Below are 15,595 nucleotides of genomic sequence, written 5' to 3'. Positions count from 1 at the left end.
GATTTTCGGGGAGCGTGGGGGCTCGTCGGGGCCGTTCGGAGCAAATTCCGGACGGCTTCTTTTTTGGGCGGTTTTGCGCAGCGGGCGCAGGTGCCCTATCTGTCGGGGTGACTCGATTCTCCGAAAGCCTCTGTCTTGAGCGATCCCATCATCGACGAACCCCGCCCTTCGAGCGAATCCGAAGACGAACTGGCGGAACAGGAGCGTGAGCCTTTCTTCAACCTTTCAGGCACGATCCTCTTCCTGATCGCAGCCTGCGTGGGCGTCCATCTCTTTCGGCTCTACGTGCTCACGCCGCCGGAAGACATGGCTTTCGTCCTCCATACCGCTTTCATTCCGGTGCGCTATACGGGGCCGTATGTGCTCGATCTCTACGCCTTCACCAGCCCCATCACCTACGCCTTCCTGCACGGCGGATGGACACATCTGGGCGTCAACATGATCTGGCTGGCCGCGTTCGGCTCACCGCTGGCCTACCGGCTCGGGGCAGGCCGGTTGCTGGCCTTCTGGGTATTCACGTCGCTGGCGGCGGCGCTCCTCCATTTCCTTGCCCATCCGGACAGCGCCATGCCGGTGATCGGCGCGTCGGGCGCGATCTCGGGCATGATGGGTGCCGCCTCGCGCTTCGGCTTCCGCATGGAACGCCTGAACGGCCGGCCGGCATTCGCGGGCCGGATGCTGTCGATTTTCGAGGCGTTCCGCTCGCGTGCGGTGCTGGCTTTCCTTGCGGTCTGGATGATCGTCAACCTCGTCACCGGGCTCGGCTTCGTGTCGCCCGGCATGACCAATCCAGTCGCATGGGAGGCCCATATCGGCGGCTTTCTGGCCGGTTTCTTCTGCCTGGCGCCTTTCGTCGGGCGAGCGCCTGACCGGGAATCTTGAAAAAGCCGCCGGCCGGGTGCACCATATCGCTGCCGGGGAGGGCGTGAATCGGGCATTCGAGGAGGACGCCGATGACCGTTAGATCCATCCTGGACGAGAAGGGCCGCGATGTCTTCACCATCGGGCCGGACGAGACGCTGACGGCTGCGATCCGGCTCCTGGCAGAAAAGCGGATTGGCGCCGTCGTCGTGCTGCGACCTGACGGCGGGATCGGCGGCATCCTTTCCGAGCGCGATATCGTGCGTGCGCTCGCCGAAGGCGGCGCCGGAGCACTGACAAAGCCCATCAGCGCGTTCATGACCTCGAAGGTTCAGGTGTGCCGCGAGGAAAATACGGTCAACGACGTCATGGAAGTCATGACGCGTGTCCGTTTTCGCCATCTGCCGGTGGAAAAGGAAGGCAGACTCGTCGGTCTCGTATCGATCGGCGACGTGGTCAAGCGCAGGATCGAGGACGTCGAGCGCGAGGCCGAAGACATCAAGGCATATATCGCGACGGCGTAGCGGCGGGTGCCGGTGCCCTTCAACCAGAAGCGGCGCGTGTCGAGGAATAGCCTTGACGCTACGGAATGGTTACCGGTCTTCCGCCTTCAGCTTCGCTTCAGCGGGAAACAGGCATGACGCGCATTTGGCTGGCCGGCGAAAGCGTGGATAGGCCCATGTGGACGGTTCCCGTAACCCTCTGATCCTGCTGCCTTCCCGCATTTTTCTTCTCTCGTTTCTCCACGCCTCCCGCCCTTCGTCCATAATCCCCGTCAGTTCCTCCCATCGGGAATACCGATCATGACGGTGATTGCGTGGGAGGAGCCGGCGCCTCCGCCGTGATGCTGACGTGGCATCATGGCCGGGGAGGTCCCGTCTGGAGGTTCCCCTGGGGGCACTATGACCCCTGCGTACCGGTAGAAGGCACACAGACCCGAAGCAGAAGAGCGCTTCGGGAGCAGCGGAACAGGCGGGAACAGAAATCGCCGGACGGGCGGCCGCAAGGTCGCACGTAAATTGCTTAGATGAGCGAGCCTGCGGCCGCCCGTCTTTCCCGAAGGATCAATGGCCAGATCGGAAACGAGGCGTGGCGAGGATGGGGTATGTGCGATCACAAATGCGGATAGCCCTGTACCCCTTCGCACCCCCCTCTGTCCTGCCGGACATCTCCCCCTCAAGGGGGGAGATCGGCTGGCATCGCGGTCTCCGCCTAACCTTCGGCATTGCAGAAAAGGGAGCCAAGAGCGCGGCGGGCTGATCTCCCCCCTTGAGGGGGAGATGTCCGGCAGGACAGAGGGGGTGCGAAGGAGCAGAAGACGAGAAGGAGTCCATAGGAACAATGAGCTTCAAGCAAACCCACCCCCAACGCTCGACCAGGCGTCGCGTCCGTTGGCACGCCCCCGCGGAGCGGCGTACGGGCGTGAGCGAAAACAAACCCGCGTGAGCGAAAGGAAACAGGGCCCAAAGCTTGCGTTGCCGGAAGCTTTGCAATAGCCAACAGTCGAGATTTCCATCCCAATCGGACTTTCCATGACCATCGTCGACGCCCGCACGCCTGATCCGAAACGCCTCGTTCCCGGCGCCACCGGCGACTGGGAGGTGATCGTCGGCATGGAGGTGCATGCCCAGGTCACGTCGAACGCCAAACTCTTTTCCGGCGCTTCGACCGCCTTCGGCGCCGAGCCGAACGCCAATGTCAGCCTGGTCGACGCGGCCATGCCCGGCATGCTGCCGGTCATCAACGAGGAATGCGTCAAGCAGGCGATCCGCACTGGCCTCGGTCTGAAAGCGGAGGTCAACCTGAAGTCGGTCTTCGATCGCAAGAACTATTTCTACCCGGACCTGCCGCAGGGCTACCAGATCTCCCAGTACAAGCAGCCGATCGTAGGCGAGGGGACCATCGTCGTCTCCGTCGGGCCGGACCGGCAAGGCAATTTCGAGGATATCGAGATCGGCATCGAGCGGCTGCATCTGGAGCAGGATGCCGGCAAGTCGCTGCACGACCAGCACGCGACCATGTCCTATGTCGACCTCAACCGCTCGGGCGTGGCGCTGATGGAGATCGTCTCCAAGCCCGACCTGCGTTCCTCGGACGAGGCCAAGGCTTACCTGACCAAGCTGCGCTCGATCCTGCGCTACCTTGGCACTTGCGACGGCAATATGGATGAGGGCTCCATGCGGGCCGACGTCAACGTCTCGGTCAGGCGGCCGGGCGAACCGTTCGGCACGCGCTGCGAGATCAAGAACGTCAACTCCATCCGCTTCGCCGGGCAGGCGATCGACTACGAGGCGCGGCGGCAGATCGGCATCCTCGAGGACGGCGGCACGATCGACCAGGAGACGCGGCTTTTCGATCCGAACAAGGGCGAGACACGGTCCATGCGTTCCAAGGAAGAAGCGCACGACTACCGCTATTTCCCCGATCCGGACCTCCTGCCGCTCGAATTCGACCAGGCCTATGTCGATGCGCTCGCGGTCGGGCTCCCGGAACTGCCGGACGCAAAGAAGGCACGGCTGATGGAAAGCCTCGGTCTTTCCGCCTATGACGCATCGATCCTCGTCTCGGAAAAGGCGATTGCCGACTATTTCGAGAAGGCGGCGGAAGGGCGGGACGGCAAGGCGGTCGCCAACTGGGTTATCAACGACCTTCTGGGCGCCTTGAACAAGGCCGGCAAAGCCATTGAAGAAACGCCGGTTTCGCCCGATCAGCTCGGCGGGGTTCTCGACCTCATCAAGGAAGGGACGATTTCCGGCAAGATCGCCAAGGACCTGTTCGAGATCGTCTGGAACGAGGGCGGCGACCCGAAGGCGATCGTCGAGAAACGCGGCATGAAGCAGGTCACCGACACCGGCGCCATCGAGAAGGCGGTGGACGAGGTGATCGCGGCCAATCCCGACAAGGTCGAGCAGGCCCGGGCCAAGCCGACCATGGCCGGCTGGTTCGTCGGGCAGGTGATGAAAGCAACCGGCGGCAAGGCCAACCCACAGGCGGTCAACGCGCTGGTTCGGGAAAAGCTCGGCATTGAGGAATAGGGGAAGGGCGCTTGCTCAGAGATGCCGTGTTTCCACCGGCACCGATCCCCAATCGTCATTCGCCCCGTCACAATAGACGACCGGAGCCTTCACCAGTTCATCGATGTCGACACCGTCCAGGCAGGCGACGTTGATATTGTAATATTTCGATCCGCTCATATTCGGCACATCCACCCACTCGAAAGGATGGATGCCGCAATGTCGGCAAAAGAGGTGATGCGCTACGGCATTTCCGCCTCGATAGTCGGCAAGCGCGCTTTCGCCGTCGAGCAGGCGAAACGCTTCCGGAGCGACCTGGACCGACCAAAGCCGCATCCTGGCACAGATCGAACAATTGCACTTTGTCGTACCGGCGGCGATGTCGATATCGGCTTCGAAGCGCACCGCGCCGCAATGGCAGCGTCCGGAATAGATTTTCAGCACGGGTCCCTCTTACGAATTTCGGCGGACGGTGAACGATCTGTCAGCCAGCGAGGTTATTTCAACTGGGGGCGTAGTAGCTAGATTGCACACGGGCGGCGGCGATCCGCCGAAGAGATTCTAATACAGGAGATGGATGATGGCGAAGATACTGGTGCTCTATTATTCGAGCTGGGGCCATATGGAGCAGATGGCGAAGGCCGCTGCCGAAGGCGCGCGCGAGGCAGGGGCGGATGTGACGATCAAGCGCGTGCCCGAACTGGTGCCCGAGGAAGTGGCCAAGGCCGCCCACTACAAGCTCGACCAGGATGCGCCGATCGCCAAGCCGCTTGAGCTGGAGAATTATGACGGCTTCATCTTCGGCATTTCGACGCGCTATGGCGGCATGGCCGCGCAGCTCAAAAATTTCCTCGACCAGACCGGCCCACTCTGGGCGAGGGGCGCGCTGGTGAACAAGGTCGCGACCGTCATGTCCTCGACGGCGACGCAGCATGGCGGGCAGGAAATCGCGATCGTCGCCACACAGGCGTCGCTCCAACATCACGGCCTCATCATCGTGCCGTTGTCCTACGCCTACCAGGGCCAGTCCGGCGTCGATGTCGTCCGCGGCGGTTCGCCCTACGGCATGACGACGATGTCGGACAGCGACGGCTCGCGTCAGCCCTCCGCGCAGGAACTCGAAGGCGCGAAATTCCAGGGCAAGCGCATGGCGGAGATAACCATCAAACTGCATGGCTGAGATTGGGGAGGCGGCTTTGCAGGCCCCTGCCTGCGAGAACGCCCGCCGGCCTGTCTGGAGAGCGCAGGCCGGCCTTTCCATGAGAATAGTGCGTGGTCAGCTGCGGGCGCGGCGTCGGTCGCGGCGACCACCACCTTCGGCGGTCGCGCCGCTCTGGTTGGCCGGCTTGTTGCGCATCGGCCCGATGCGGGTGACTACGTCGGCGACTGTCGGGCGCTCGGCCTTGTGGTGGCCGTCCAGCGCCGCGCGCATCGCCTTCAGATGCTCGAAGGAAGTGCCGCAGCAGCCGCCGATGATCTTGGCGCCGCCGTCCACCGCCAGGCGGACATAATCCGCCATCAGTTCCGGCGTGCCGGAATAATGGATCTCGGCTCCGCGGAATTCCGGAATGCCGCAATTACCCTTGATGATGACGGTGGCGTCGGGTGCGCGTTCGGTCATGTCGAGCAGCGAGGCCAGAATGTCGGAGGCGCCGACGCCGCAATTGGCGCCGACGGCGACCGGCTTCTCGGCAAGACCGTCCACGACACCGTGGATATCGGCCGGCGCGAGGCCCATCATGGTGCGGCCAGCCGTATCGAACGAGCCGGTATAGGTATAAGGCAGCCCGACGCGGATCGCGGCTTCAGCAGCCGCCTTGATCTCGCCCGGAGCCGACATGGTCTCGATCCAGGCGACTTCCGCGCCGCCTTCCTTCAGTCCCGCGATCTGCTCGGCGAAAGCGTCCACCGCGTCGTCGAAAGTGAGTTCGCCAAGCGGCTCGAGCAGCGCACCGGTCGGGCCGACCGAGCCGGCGACGATGACACGGCGCCCGGCGCCTGCGACCACCTCGCGGGCAATCTCGGCGGCTCTGCGGTTCAGTTCATGGACACGATCCTCGGCATTATGGAGCTTCAGCCTGTAGCGCGTGCCGCCGAAGGAATTGGTGAGGATGATGTCGGCGCCCGCGTCGACGAAGCCCTGGTGAAGTGCCCGCACCCGCTCGGGATACGTCTCGTTCCAAAGCTCGGGCGCCTCGCCGGATTCGAGCCCCATCGCAAACAGGTTGGTGCCGGTGGCGCCGTCGGCAAGCAGTACACCCTTCTCTGCGAGGAGAGCGTCGATCGGGTTGTTCATGAGGGTGCCTCGGATCACCGATAATCGGATAATGATATAAAGAAGTCCTTATATCATGTCAACGAAATCCAGTCTTTTACGTCTTCAATTCACGGGCAGATTGGCGGCGAAGGATGCAGTTTCATGTGAGTTGACTTCCGCGGCGCGGATCAGATTGTCGAAATGACGGGTCAGGCTGCGGATCGCTTCGGTGGCGTTCAGCACCAGATAGAGGTCGCCCGCATAGATGGCCGCGCGATAGGGACCGAAGATCGTATAGGGAATCGAATAGCGCTGCCGCCCATCATAGAGGAACAGGCGGAAGGTCGGGTAAAGGTCGTCCAACAGGCGCGCCATGTGCTGCAACTGTTCCCGGCGAGCCTCGCGCGAGAGTCCTTCCCAGACGCCAAGCCCGCGCGCGAATATCTCCAGCGTGTGGCGCGGCATGCAAACCTCCATGTCGGTCTCTGGCCGGCGATTGTAGTCGATACGGTATTGCGTCTCGACGATCTGGGAGAGCCTGTTCTTGTTGGCGATGCCGGCCTCGTATTCGATCACCTCGTCGGTGCGCAGGAGATCGGGGACGCCGGCTGGCACGTAGCGGATCTTGGTGCCGGCTGCCTCCGCGTGCCATTTAGCGAGCAAGGTCCGGTCGAAGCCTCCGAAACCTTCCTCAATCTCGAAACTGGCGCGGATTTCGCCGGTCAGCGCCTCATCGTGGCTGAGGCCAAGCAGCCAGTCGAGGGAAACCCTATGCGCCGCCGCAATATTGAGCAGCGTTTCGGCGCGGGGAAGGCGGGTCGAGGCGCCGGAAAGAAGCTGTGAGAGGGCGGACCGGTCAATACCGACATCGGACGCGAAAGCGGATTGGTTCTGCCCGGAGCGGTCGAGAAGCGTCTTCAACCGATCGCGGAAGACGACCGAAAGGTCGCGCTTGTCCATAGCTTTTCCTTCAAATTGTTTACTGGACACTACATCCGTTTCTCAAGGTGCGCAAAATAAACAATTCACGTAGATTGTCGCGTTGAAACACCGGGGCACTCCTGACAACCTCCTGTCAGGATCAACAGAATCGGGTGGCTGGAAGCGAATGGGAAAACGGGCAGGGGGTGTTTCGGCATCGAAGCGCGGGGGCGCTCGGTCCGTGGAATGGCCGACCGTCTTCCTGATCGGCGCATGCTATGCCGCCTGGGCAAGCGCCGGGCTCTTTCTCTGGCCCGGACATGGGGTGCTGGCGATGGCGATCCTGACGATTGCCGTCGCCATGCAATCTTCGCTGATGCATGAGGCCTGCCACGGTCATCCCACGCGCAAGGCCTGGATCAATGAAGCGCTGGTCTTCCTGCCGGTCGGGCTGGTGTGGCCGTACCGTCGCTTCAAGGCGCTGCATCTGCGTCACCATGCGGATGAGAGGTTGACGGACCCGTTCGATGATCCTGAAAGCTATTATCGCGCCTTGTGGCAGCACGAGGAACTGCCTCGCGCCATGAAATCCCTTCTGCGCATCAACAATACGATGATCGGCCGTTTTTTCCTCGGTCCGTGGCTTTCGGCAGTCGGTTTCGTCTTTTCGGATTTCAGGCTGGCCGTGGAGGGTGATCGTGCCGTGCGCCGCGCCTGGCTGCATCATGCGATCGGACTGCTCGTCGTGGTGCCGGTCATCGTGTTCGCTTTCGGCATCCCGCTCTGGCTTTATATCTTGGTGCCGGCATGGTTGGGGCAGTCGCTGATCGCCATCCGCACCTTCGCCGAGCACCAATGGTCGGAGCAGCCGGAGGGGCGCACGATCATCGTGGAGCGGTCACCGCTGGCCTTCCTCTTCCTCAACAACAATCTGCATTTCGTCCACCACCGCAGCCCGACCATCGCCTGGTACAGATTGCCACGCCTCTTCCGCGAGCGGCGCGAAGAGTGGATCTCGATGAATAATGGCTACGTCTATCCGAATTACTGGTCGCTCTTCCGGAAATTCGCGCTGAAGGGGAAAGAACCAGTCATTCATCCGTTCCTCCGCCGCAGCCCGGCGCCCGGCCGCGCTTTCAGGCCAAGAGTACACGCGCGTAACCTGAACGGCCTTGGAACTGCCCCTGTGCCGGCCGAACCGCCGAAGGAATGAGGCGCCAGCCGGCCATTCCACCACGACCGCGCTTGCGCTCCTTCATATCCATAGCAAAATGTACGGCATGAGCGAATTCGTCGCCGCGCTGCCCATGTATGACTGGCCGGAGGTACGCAAGGAAACCGACCTGCAGTGGGCGCGGCTTCGCGATGCGTTGCGCGCGGCGGGTTTCCATGCACCGGAGATGCTGGCGCGGCGAAACTCAGATCTGCCCACCGTGCCGGGCGGTATTCGGGACAAGGCGGGGTTAGTGGCCGCGCCGGATCCGGCAGCCCTGCCGTCGGATGCATTCGACCTGTCGGTGCTCTGGCGCCATCCCAAACTATTGTTCGCGCAGGCCTGCTGGGGGCCGATGGAATCCGGCCTTGCCCCGTTCGTGGAGGCGATCGGCCAACCGGACTATTCGCGCTTCGAAGGCGGTGACGGAATTTTCTATTCGAGCGTAATTCTGATGCATCAGGAGCAAGGCTATTCCGTCGCAATGTCTCCGGGCGAGGGCAGGGCAATGCTGCCCGTCGGGACATTGCGTGGTCGGACGCTTGCCTTCAACAGCAGGGATTCCATGTCCGGCTATCTCGCGCTCGAACGCGATCTCGAAACAATGGGCGAGGGAATGGCGATCTTTTCGGACGCGATCGAGACCGGTGGCCATCGTGCCTCGATCAAGGCCGTGGCGGGCGGCCGGGCCGATGTCTGCGCGGTCGACTGCAGAAGCTGGGCGATGGCGAAGCGCTTCGAAAGTGCTGCCGATGCGCTTGTTCCGGTCGGCTGGACCGCGCGCCGCAAAGGCCTCCCCTATATTACATCGGCCTTATTGCCAAAGGAGGCGATCGAAGCGGTTCGAGCGGCGATCGACGGCCAGATGGTCGAAGCCTGAGGGCACGGATCAGGCGCGGACCGCGATCTTCATGAAATCCGGCATGTCTTCGCCGAAGCCGAGCGGCGCGTGGAAATCGTCACTCTCGCGCGCCCTATTCCGACCCCGGGGGCCTTCCTTGTGCGGCTTGTCGTCGTCGCCACGGGAACGTGCGTTTTCCCCGTGCCTCTTCTGCGAAATGGCGGGCGTGGGCTCGACAGCTACAGCCTCGACGGCAGATCGATCAGCGGCTTCATGTCGTTCGCGAACATGGGATCCGCGCCGCCCTCTCGTGTCGCCATCGGCCTTCTTTGTGCCCCGGCCCGAACGGCCGCGACCCGAACGCGGCGCTTCTTCCACCTCCTCGGCAGCAAGGGTGGAGAGATCGCCGTCATGCCATTCGATCTGTTTGCCGATCAGCTTTTCGATCGCGTCGATATGCTTGCCATCACCTTTGGTCGTGATAGTGAAAGCCTTGCCGGAACGGCCGGCACGCGCGGTGCGGCCGATGCGATGGACATAATCCTCGGCGTGGATGGGCACGTCGAAATTGAACACGTGGCTGACATCGGGAATGTCGAGTCCGCGGGCAGCCACGTCGGATGCGACCAGGTATTTGAGCTTGCCGTCGCGGAAAGCCGAGAGCATCGACATGCGCGCGCGCTGGTCCATGTCGCCGTGCAGCGCGCCGGCGTCGAAGCCGTGCTTGGTCAGTGAGCGGAAAAGCTCGGACACTTCGACCTTGCGGTTGCAGAAGATGATGGCGTTCTTGAGCTCCGGCTCCTCGACATTCAGCAAATTGCGCAGCGCCTCACGCTTGGCCCACGGCTTGGTCCCGGATTTTACCAGCCGCTGCATGACGTTCTCACCGGTCGAGGCGGCTCGCGAAACCTCGACGCGCACGGGCGCCTGCAGGAACTGCTCGGTGAGTTTGGTGATCTCCGGCGGCATGGTCGCGGAGAAGAACAGCGTCTGGCGGGTGAAGGGGATGAGCTTGCAGATGCGCTCGATGTCGGGGATGAAGCCCATGTCGAGCATGCGGTCGGCCTCGTCGATGACGAGGATGTCGACACCGGTCAGGAGCAGCTTGCCGCGCTCGTGATGGTCGAGCAATCGGCCCGGCGTGGCGATCAGCACGTCCGCCCCGCGCTCCAGCTTGCGGTCCTGCTCGTCGAAGGAAACGCCGCCGATGAGCAATGCGACGGTCAACCGGTGGTTCTTGCCGTATTTGGTGAAGTTTTCCTCCACCTGCGCGGCGAGTTCGCGCGTCGGCTCCACGATGAGCGTGCGCGGCATACGCGCCCGCGCCCGGCCTTTTTCCAGCCGGCTGATCATGGGCAGGACGAAGGCCGCTGTCTTCCCTGTACCCGTTTGGGCGATGCCCAGCACGTCCTTGCCTTGCAGCGCATGCGGAATCGCGCCGGCCTGGATCGGCGTCGGTTGCGTGTACCCCGCGTCGCTGACGGCTGCGAGGACCTTGGGTGAAAGTCCGAGTTCGGAAAATGTCAGCGCTTCCGAAGCGCTATTGTTGTCTGATGACACGTTTGTCGGCTGTCTTTGCTGTTATGCGCCGCGGCCCCGGCCACTTGAACGCGATCCCGGCGCTTGCTTCAATCGGCAACGATCGGATTGGTTTCCGGCGTTACGTTCGGATCGCCATGTTGTCAATATAGTATGCTATCGGCGCTGTTGAACCCCGACGCAAGCAAAATCAAGGCGCTGGGTTAATTTGCAGGGCAGTTATGCGCCAACAGGCAAGCAATTCGGCACCAATTATCCGATCAATACCGGAATTGCTCCCTCAGGATGCGCTCGCTCCAGGAATGGCTGGGGTCGAAAAGCAACGTCGCCCGGGCGGTGGGCGACTCGTGCACCGTGACGCTCGTCACCGACTTTACTTCCGTATGGTCGGCGGCCGCGTTCACCGGACGCTTTTCAGATTCGAGAATATCGAAACGGACGGTCGACTTGTCGGAAAGGAGCGCCCCGCTCCAGTTACGCGGACGAAACGGACTGACCGGCGTCAGCGCCAGTAGCGGCGCGTCGAGCGGCAGGATCGGCCCGTGCGCAGAGAGATTGTAGGCCGTCGATCCGGCCGGCGTAGCCACCATGACGCCGTCGCAGTTCAATTCGCCGAGCCGGACCTTGCCGTCGACGGTGATGCGGATCTTGGCGGTCTGGTAGGATTGCCGCCACAACGCTACCTCGTTGATGGCGAGCGCGGAGACGGTCTCGCCCGAGGCCGTGGTGGCGGACATCTCGATCGGCCGGATCGTTTCCGATACGGCGGCTTCGATGCGTTCCGGCAGGTCGTTCTCCGAATATTCGTTCATGAGGAAACCGACCGTGCCCCGGTTCATGCCGTAAACCCGCCTGCCGCTGTTCATCGTCTCGCGCAGCGTCTGCAGCAGGAAGCCGTCCCCGCCGAGAGCGACCACCGTGTCCGCCTCGTCGATCGGCGATTGGCCATAGCGCCGCACGAGATCGTCCGCGGCCTCGCGGGCATCTTTCGTGTCGGCCGATACGATGGCGATGGCTTTGACGCGGCTATCCATTTGCTCCGTCTCGACGGCGGTTCGGGCCGGGTCCGATAACATGCCGGAAGCGGGCTTGAAAAGGCGAGACCGTACATTGCCGATGTGGCGGAAGAGGTGGGATTCGAACCCACGGACGAGTTGCCCCGTCGCTGGTTTTCAAGACCAGTGCCTTAAACCGCTCGGCCACTCTTCCATATAGCCCATAGACGCCGCTCCGTGACGCCTGCCAGCCAATCCGGCCGGGGCATTCCTCGCTGCTTTATCTTGCTCCCGATCGAAGCGTCAACATCGCGGACATGTTCCAGGGCGCACATGAAGTAGTGGCCGAGCATAATGATTTCCATCACCGCGGAATATCGGTAGATCGCGGAAAGGATTCATGCCACATTCTTGCCGGTTTCCGGCCATAGTCGATTAATCGCGTTTCAATTAATTTCTGACAGAAGCGTAACGGGGAGCGGGGCTTGGTTGTCCGGCGCGCTTCGAAGATCAGATAAGGACGAGGCGGTTCAGCGTCTCGCCGGATCGAAAAAGGGGACCGCCAGGGAATGGTGTTCGAGACTACGCGCCGACGCCTCGAGTTTGCGTCGTCCGTGCTTCTTGTCGCCGCATCCGGCGTATTGCTGGCAGCGTGCAACACGACCGGACCGACCGCATCGAACCAGAAGCAATCCAAGGAATATTTCGCCGAGGCTGAATATGGCGTGCCGGCGAGCCCGCGCGTGACCACCAAGCGCTCGCGCCTGCCACGGCGCGAAGGCCGCGCCCAGGTCGGCAAGCCCTACATGGTGCACGGCAAATGGTATTACCCCAAGGAAAACCAGAACTATAAGGCTGTCGGCGCTGCTTCCTGGTATGGCGACGCCTTTCATGGCCGTCTCACCGCCAATGGCGAGGTCTATGACATGGACCGGTTGACGGCGGCGCATCCGACCATGCCGCTGCCGAGCTATGCGCGGGTGACCAATTTGAAGGACGGGGCTTCGGTGGTAGTGCGCGTCAACGATCGCGGGCCTTATGCCGACGGCCGCGTCATCGACCTTTCCAAACGCGCGGCGGAGATGCTCGATTACAGCACGGCCGGCGTCGCCCGCGTGAAGGTCGAATATGTCGGCCCGGCACCGCTTACCCCGAACGACGACCGCTACCTGATGGCTTCTTACCATCCCGGTAAGGACGCGGTGCCTCTTCCGGGAGACGACAGCGGCGTGATGATCGCGATGAACGGCTCGACGCCCAGTTCGGGCCACAGTGCGGTTCCGTTCCCTGGCAAGTTGAACGACGTTCGCATGCCGTCGGGTACCCCGTTGCCACAGCCTGTACCGCAGGTGCAACTCGCATCCGCCTCGGCCGGCGTCGTCGACGCCGGCGATCCAATCCTGCCGGCGTTCGGGCCGATCGTGCCGGAACGCCCGGCCGTCGGGCTGGCCTCCAATGGCGCGAACGAAGTGCTTCCAGTGCTCGGTTACGCCGACATGCGCGTATCGCGAGCCGCGGGTGCCCTCGATGCTTTCGCAGGCAGTCAGAAAACGATGACGCCCGCCGATATCGTCGCTTCCTGGGACCGGTCACAGCCGGCGAAAACGAGTGCAGGCGATGAGGCAGATTATGTCGCCATCGGCACTTTCGCCAGCGCGGCGGACAGTTCCAGGCAGGCGGACTACCTTTCGGCCTATGGTCGCATTCAGGTGGAAACGGCGAAAGTCGGTGCGCGGACTTTCTACAGCGTCAACCTCTATCCGGATGGTCGAGCATCGATCGACGAGATGCTCAAACAGGCTTGGTCACACGGCGCTGGCGACGCCATGACAGTCCGCGACTGAGCGTCGCCGCGTTCACCATCTTGCCCCTAATCGATTGATCCGACGGCGTATGCGCTGTTACCTTCGCCTTGCGACGGGGCAGGGACATGCCCGGTCGCGGCTGATTTTTGGCATGGGCGAAAGGTGATCCCGAGCGAGGCCGGGATCATTTCGGCGGCCGGAACGCGGATGATCGGACGGGTACAGGTGAGGACACATCTGTTGCGATGGGTATCGCAGTCGGCGGCGCTATTGCTGCTCATGGCCTGCTGGACTTCCGCCGCCCAAGCGCAGCTCTTTTCGACGCGTGCGCCCGAAGCCTACATGATCGACGCCGAGACCGGCACGATCCTGTTTTCCAAGGACGCTGACAAACCCGTCCCGCCCGCATCGCTCGCCAAGCTGATGACGCTGGAACTCGTCTTTCACGCCATCAAGAGCGGGAGGCTCAATCTCGACGATCCGTTCTACATCAGCGTCAATGCCTGGAAGAACGGCGGCGCGGGTTCCGGCGGGTCGACCATGTTCGCCAAGGTTAAATCTTCTGTCCGACTGGAAGACCTCATCAAGGGAATGGCCGTGGTATCGGCCAATGACGCATGCATCGCGGTCGCCGAAGGCATGGCCGGCTCGGAAGAGAATTTCGCCAAGCTCATGACGGAACGCGCCCGCACTCTCGGCTTCGATCACATGGTCTTCAAGAACTCGACCGGGCTGCCGGCGGACGGCGAAGTGGTGACCGTCAAGGAATTGGCGCTGCTTGGCCTGCATATCTGGCGGGAATATCCGGACCTCTATCACTATTTCGCTCTGCCCGATTTCACCTGGAACAAGATCAAGCAGCGCAACCGCAATCCGCTTCTGGAAATGGATATCGGCGCCGATGGATTGAAGACGGGGCATACCGACTCGGCCGGCTACGGGATCGTGGGTTCGGCCGCGCGGAACGGACGGCGCCTCTTCGTCGCCATGAGCGGCATGTCGAGCAGCGGCGAGCGCGCCGAAGAGGCGCGCAAGATGCTCGATTGGGGGATGCGGGCATTCGAGAAATCGGAACTTTTCGCGGAAGGCGAAACGGTTGCCGAGGCATCCGTTTTCGGCGGTGCCCAATCGAGCGTTGCTTTAAAGGCGAAGGGGCCGGTGTCGATCTTCGTTCCGCTCACCAACCGCGACCAGCTAAAGGCGCGCGTCGTCTATACGGGGCCGTTGGTCGCACCGGTGGAGGAGGGAACGCCGGTCGGCAAGCTGAAGGTCTGGATCGGCGACACGCTCAGCCAGGAAACGCCGCTCTACACAGCAGACGCGGTCGGCAAGGGCACGATCTACCAGCGCGCGACCAGTGCGCTCGAGGAACTGGCAATCGGCTGGCTACGCTGAGAGCACATACCCGCATGGATTTTCCGCGCCGCACCGCTTAATTACAGGATGCGGGCCTCGGCCTCCACCAATGTCGGGTAGCTGAATTGACGCGCGGATTGTTCATAACGTTCGAAGGCGGCGAAGGGGCCGGCAAGTCGACCCAGATCGCCATGTTGGCGACAACGCTGCGCGCCTCCGGTTATGAAGTGGTGGTAACGCGCGAGCCTGGCGGGTCGCCGGGCGCCGAAGCGATTCGCCATGTGGTGCTCTCCGGCGCGGCGGAGCCATTCGGCCCGGAAATGGAGGCCGTCCTGTTCGCGGCCGCCCGCGCCGACCATATCGACCGCACGATCCGACCGGCGCATGCGCGCGGCGCGATCGTTCTCTCGGATCGTTTCGTTGATTCTTCGCGTGTCTATCAGGGCGTCACCGGAGGCCTCGATCACTCTTTCATGGAGACGCTGGAGCGCGCCACCGTGGAAGATATGATGCCGGATCTGACGCTGATCCTCGATATCGACCCGGAGGAGGGTATGCGCAGGGCCGGCGCGCGACGTGGCGCGTCCGAGGCGGACCGGTTCGAGAAGGAAGGGCTATCGCTCCACAGGCGTCGGCGCAAAGCCTTTCTCGAGATCGCGAAAGCCGAGCCGAAGCGGTGCAAGGTGATCGACGCGTCACGACCGGCCGAAAAGATCGCCGCCGAGATCGCCAATGCCGTCGAAGCGGTGATCGAGCGGAAAGGTCTTCGCGCGGCTGAGAAGGTAGACTGAGC

Annotated in this window: 14 protein-coding genes and 1 tRNA gene; 9 read left to right on the top strand and 6 right to left on the bottom strand. The window is 62.6% G+C overall.

Features of this window, described 5'->3' with window-relative positions; genetic code table 11:
- Nucleotides 1-135: 135 nt before the first annotated feature.
- The 3 genes from RBH77_RS14860 (at nt 136) to gatB (ending at nt 3,896) form a co-directional block, all read left to right on the top strand.
- Nucleotides 136-882, top strand: coding sequence for a rhomboid family intramembrane serine protease (locus RBH77_RS14860; RefSeq protein ID WP_311028370.1), 747 nt, complete (start codon nt 136-138; stop codon nt 880-882).
- A gap of 71 nt (nt 883-953) precedes the next feature.
- Nucleotides 954-1,385 (top strand): CBS domain-containing protein, encoded by a 432-nt coding sequence (locus RBH77_RS14855; protein ID WP_311028369.1) that lies wholly within the window; start codon nt 954-956, stop codon nt 1,383-1,385.
- 1,008 nt (nt 1,386-2,393) lie between these two features.
- Nucleotides 2,394-3,896, top strand: coding sequence for an Asp-tRNA(Asn)/Glu-tRNA(Gln) amidotransferase subunit GatB (gatB, locus tag RBH77_RS14850; protein ID WP_311028368.1), 1,503 nt, complete (start codon nt 2,394-2,396; stop codon nt 3,894-3,896).
- A gap of 15 nt (nt 3,897-3,911) precedes the next feature.
- Here gatB and RBH77_RS14845 read toward each other — a convergent pair whose 3' ends face one another.
- Nucleotides 3,912-4,319: a GFA family protein gene (locus RBH77_RS14845; protein WP_311028367.1), complete on the bottom strand. Its 408-nt coding sequence runs from the start codon at nt 4,317-4,319 to the stop codon at nt 3,912-3,914.
- A gap of 136 nt (nt 4,320-4,455) precedes the next feature.
- Here RBH77_RS14845 and wrbA point away from each other — a divergent pair, with 136 nt between their 5' ends.
- The gene (gene wrbA / locus RBH77_RS14840) at nt 4,456-5,055 is read left to right on the top strand and encodes an NAD(P)H:quinone oxidoreductase (RefSeq protein ID WP_311028366.1); all 600 of its coding nucleotides are present in this window, start codon (nt 4,456-4,458) and stop codon (nt 5,053-5,055) included.
- A gap of 96 nt (nt 5,056-5,151) precedes the next feature.
- Here wrbA and bmt read toward each other — a convergent pair whose 3' ends face one another.
- Nucleotides 5,152-6,171, bottom strand: a complete 1,020-nt coding sequence (gene bmt / locus RBH77_RS14835; protein WP_311028365.1) for a betaine--homocysteine S-methyltransferase — start codon at nt 6,169-6,171, stop codon at nt 5,152-5,154.
- An 84-nt stretch (nt 6,172-6,255) separates the two neighbouring features.
- Nucleotides 6,256-7,092 carry a helix-turn-helix domain-containing protein gene (locus tag RBH77_RS14830; RefSeq protein ID WP_311028364.1) on the bottom strand — a complete coding sequence of 279 codons (837 nt, stop codon included), beginning with the start codon at nt 7,090-7,092 and terminating at the stop codon, nt 6,256-6,258.
- A gap of 148 nt (nt 7,093-7,240) precedes the next feature.
- Here RBH77_RS14830 and RBH77_RS14825 point away from each other — a divergent pair, with 148 nt between their 5' ends.
- Together RBH77_RS14825 and RBH77_RS14820 are read left to right on the top strand one after the other, a co-directional pair.
- Nucleotides 7,241-8,266: a fatty acid desaturase gene (locus RBH77_RS14825; RefSeq protein WP_311028363.1), complete on the top strand. Its 1,026-nt coding sequence runs from the start codon at nt 7,241-7,243 to the stop codon at nt 8,264-8,266.
- A gap of 67 nt (nt 8,267-8,333) precedes the next feature.
- Entirely contained in the window at nt 8,334-9,146 is an 813-nt protein-coding gene (locus tag RBH77_RS14820) for a phosphate/phosphite/phosphonate ABC transporter substrate-binding protein (RefSeq protein WP_311028362.1), read from the top strand.
- A gap of 9 nt (nt 9,147-9,155) precedes the next feature.
- Here RBH77_RS14820 and RBH77_RS14815 read toward each other — a convergent pair whose 3' ends face one another.
- From RBH77_RS14815 to RBH77_RS14805, 3 genes are all read right to left on the bottom strand, one after another.
- Nucleotides 9,156-10,667 (bottom strand): DEAD/DEAH box helicase, encoded by a 1,512-nt coding sequence (locus RBH77_RS14815; protein ID WP_311028361.1) that lies wholly within the window; start codon nt 10,665-10,667, stop codon nt 9,156-9,158.
- 239 nt (nt 10,668-10,906) lie between these two features.
- Nucleotides 10,907-11,680, bottom strand: coding sequence for an NAD kinase (locus RBH77_RS14810; RefSeq protein WP_311028360.1), 774 nt, complete (start codon nt 11,678-11,680; stop codon nt 10,907-10,909).
- Nucleotides 11,681-11,765: 85 nt separating this feature from the next.
- A tRNA-Ser gene (locus RBH77_RS14805) sits at nt 11,766-11,855 on the bottom strand.
- A 358-nt stretch (nt 11,856-12,213) separates the two neighbouring features.
- Here RBH77_RS14805 and RBH77_RS14800 point away from each other — a divergent pair.
- The 3 genes from RBH77_RS14800 (at nt 12,214) to tmk (ending at nt 15,593) form a co-directional block, all read left to right on the top strand.
- Entirely contained in the window at nt 12,214-13,485 is a 1,272-nt protein-coding gene (locus RBH77_RS14800) for a septal ring lytic transglycosylase RlpA family protein (protein ID WP_442920467.1), read from the top strand.
- 240 nt (nt 13,486-13,725) lie between these two features.
- Nucleotides 13,726-14,841, top strand: a complete 1,116-nt coding sequence (locus tag RBH77_RS14795) for a D-alanyl-D-alanine carboxypeptidase family protein (protein WP_311032558.1) — start codon at nt 13,726-13,728, stop codon at nt 14,839-14,841.
- Between the two features lie 86 nt (nt 14,842-14,927).
- Nucleotides 14,928-15,593, top strand: a complete 666-nt coding sequence (gene tmk / locus RBH77_RS14790; RefSeq protein WP_311028358.1) for a dTMP kinase — start codon at nt 14,928-14,930, stop codon at nt 15,591-15,593.
- Nucleotides 15,594-15,595 lie beyond the last annotated feature (2 nt).

The organism is Mesorhizobium koreense (genome assembly GCF_031656215.1).
Taxonomy (GTDB): domain Bacteria; phylum Pseudomonadota; class Alphaproteobacteria; order Rhizobiales; family Rhizobiaceae; genus Mesorhizobium_L; species Mesorhizobium_L koreense.
The sequence above is the reverse complement of the archived record's forward strand: the minus strand, read 5'-3'. Positions and strand labels throughout refer to the sequence as shown.